This is a genomic window from Ruminococcus sp. 210702-SL.1.03 (genome assembly GCF_020559915.1).
In the GTDB taxonomy this organism is placed as follows: domain Bacteria; phylum Bacillota; class Clostridia; order Oscillospirales; family Ruminococcaceae; genus YE71.
This window is the reverse complement of sequence record NZ_JAJCLZ010000070.1, coordinates 1-2,380: the sequence shown is the minus strand read 5'-3', so window position 1 is coordinate 2,380 and position 2,380 is coordinate 1. Positions and strand designations below refer to the sequence as shown.

General features: G+C 35.4%; 5 protein-coding genes. 4 read left to right on the top strand and 1 reads right to left on the bottom strand.

The genetic code is table 11. The features are described from left to right. The first annotated feature begins 342 nt into the window (after positions 1-342). From LI114_RS13290 to LI114_RS13275, 4 genes are all read left to right on the top strand, one after another. A complete protein-coding gene (locus LI114_RS13290) occupies positions 343-696 on the top strand; it encodes a hypothetical protein (RefSeq protein ID WP_227221069.1) in 354 nt (117 codons plus the stop codon). After that, positions 693-980, top strand: a complete 288-nt coding sequence (locus LI114_RS13285) for a hypothetical protein (protein WP_117928500.1) — start codon at positions 693-695, stop codon at positions 978-980. The genes LI114_RS13290 and LI114_RS13285 overlap by 4 nt, the downstream gene beginning before the upstream one ends. Before the next feature lie 181 nt (positions 981-1,161). Next, positions 1,162-1,362: a hypothetical protein gene (locus LI114_RS13280; protein WP_117905893.1), complete on the top strand. Its 201-nt coding sequence runs from the start codon at positions 1,162-1,164 to the stop codon at positions 1,360-1,362. 184 nt (positions 1,363-1,546) lie between these two features. After that, complete coding sequence (locus LI114_RS13275) at positions 1,547-1,759, top strand: hypothetical protein (protein WP_117905894.1); 213 nt, start codon at positions 1,547-1,549, stop codon at positions 1,757-1,759. A gap of 373 nt (positions 1,760-2,132) precedes the next feature. On the opposite strand, the gene LI114_RS13270 is transcribed toward LI114_RS13275, so the two are convergent. After that, on the bottom strand, positions 2,133-2,380 hold a 248-nt coding region (locus tag LI114_RS13270; RefSeq protein WP_227221068.1), incomplete at its 5' end, for a transposase.

Sequence of the window (2,380 nt, the reverse complement as noted above, 5' to 3'; positions counted from 1 at the left end):
CTTTCTATTTTACTTCTTTGAGGTTGGAGTGTCAAGTTTTATTATACTATATCAGGACACGGATTTCTTGTATACAAAAGTGCTGTTAATGACACGCTTGATTTCACAGGATTTGTTCGTGGCTATACCTATCAAACTTGGAATAAGGTTGACCCATGCTTTTATGATATTCAATGTGGACAGTCTGTTTCAATCGGAAATGCGGGAGCTGCTGTTGGTGGCTCTTCAGTTTCTGGTGAAAGTGGATCAAATTCCGGTGGCAGTTCTGTTGGTAGTTCAGGTGGTTCAAGTGGCAGTTCTGCAGGACCTTCTAGTGGCTCCTCTAGTGGCAGTGAGAGTGATGTGGCAGGAATCTACTTCAACAGAGAATTTGCTGTTGAAGCAAATAATTATAAAGAAAACTATGATTCTTCAAACCCAAGTGATTTTAAGCAGGAATATGATAAAAACTACGCCTATACTAAGAAAATTACACAGGATCAGTGGGATAAACTAATACAATATCATAATGATCACAACACATATGATTTGCTTTGGAACAACTGTGTATTGGTTGCTACAAGAGCCTGGAATCTCATTTATCAAGATGACCAAATTGATACAAATGCAATACTATCTGTTGTAAAGAATAGAATAAAAGAAAAGTCCAACTCATTTGTTTATGATTTGTATTCAGTTTTGGAGTATAGTTTATGAAAAAATTAATTCTGAAATTATTGGTTGCTTTGGCTTTACACATACTATATTTCGTCGTAATTGCAGGAATCGGTATTACAAATACGGTTCTTGGCAGAAAAGCGGTATGGCTGGAGTTATCCTTTTTTCTGCTACTGGAAATTCTTCTGTTCGTAGTCTATTTCATCGCACCTCTATCTTCAACAGTCCATAAGATTGTCTATTGGATTGTTTCTGAACTATTTAGTCTGTTTACCGCATGGTTTTGGATGTACTTTATTGCGGGACCTATTTGGAATTTTTAAATCTATCCTTAAGTTTGGTTTTATTTGCATAAAAGTGATTGATATGATTGACGAATATGCTTGTGGTAACCTAAAGGCCTTAAAATTAATTTGAGAACATTTGATGAAAGTGTAGAAATCTACTCTTTCATTGGGCAATTTCAGTAGTTTTCATTCATGAGTAACTATGGGAGGATGAATAATGAAAAAAGCAATCACTATTTTGTGGATCATAAATATCATTATTATCTTAATAATATCTATCATACTCATTTGGTGGAAAAAAGATCATAAAGAAATAGGTTTAATTGGAATGCTCAATGCCAAATTGTTTGTATTATATCTAATTATTGCTGTTGTATTATTTATTATTCTTACAATCGTTATTCTAAGGAAAAAATAATCTTTCGGTAAGCAATTGGAAAAATTTTGCTAAATGGAGTGAACAGTTACCAGAATATCATGAAAATTTCTATTCTTGGGGAGGAAAATATTTTATTGATTATGATGAATATGAAGAATACATTGGGTATAAACTGTCTGGGTTCAGCAATATTTTATACATATCATAACTAAGAGGAATTGTAGTGAAGAATAGCATAGTAGCTGTTATATTTACATTGATTGTTTCTGTGCTTTACATTTCACAAAACATTGTATATGCGGCAGAAGATAAAGCAAGGACGATAACAATTCATACGCAAGGACTATCTGATGAGGCGTATTATGTTGATCTTCTTGTAAAGATAAAAACTTCTGATCCGGTATACACTGATTTCAACAGCAAAATGCCAAAATAAATGGTTTTGATAAAAGTGATTCCTATGTGCGCTATGAAAACGATGGTTTTATAAGCTATTCATTGCATTTTACTGACGCTGATAACGATATGAAGATAAATAAATACAAAAGTGATTACGGAGAAACTATTCGTGCCGATAATGAGGTTATTCCGTTTGACTATCCTAATTACAATAAGAGGCTCTGCGAAAAAATCTCTGTAAATTAATCAACTGTGATAAAAACGTTAGTTGGGAGCGATATGAAAAATTTGCCGCTCCGATTTTTTACAGTATACAATAAATACTGTAATTTGTCAAGGTTCTTTTTGAAAATCAGCCTGATGGCATGGAGCGCAGCGCAATGGAATCAGGCTGATTTTCAGCGGCTCGCTCAGCCGAGCCTGTCGGGATACATGATTTCAAGCTCTCCCAGAACTCTGCCCCAGTTTCTTAGCGACATAGTCCATTTTTTCGCTATTTCATGAGTTGCCAGATACAAAGCCTTCAGGAGCGCCGTATCGCTCGGAAATACGCTCCTCTGCTTGTTCAGGCGGCGATAGCCGCTGTTAAGGCTTTCGATGGCGTTGGTGGTGTAAATGACCTTTCTGACCTCCGCTGAAAACTTAAAAATCGGCGATA

Excerpts from the sequence above, each read along its gene's own strand:
- LI114_RS13280 (WP_117905893.1), top strand. The coding sequence starts at position 1,162 with ATGAAAAAAGCAATCACTATTTTGTGGATCATAAATATCATTATTATC.
- LI114_RS13285 (WP_117928500.1), top strand. The coding sequence starts at position 693 with ATGAAAAAATTAATTCTGAAATTATTGGTTGCTTTGGCTTTACACATA.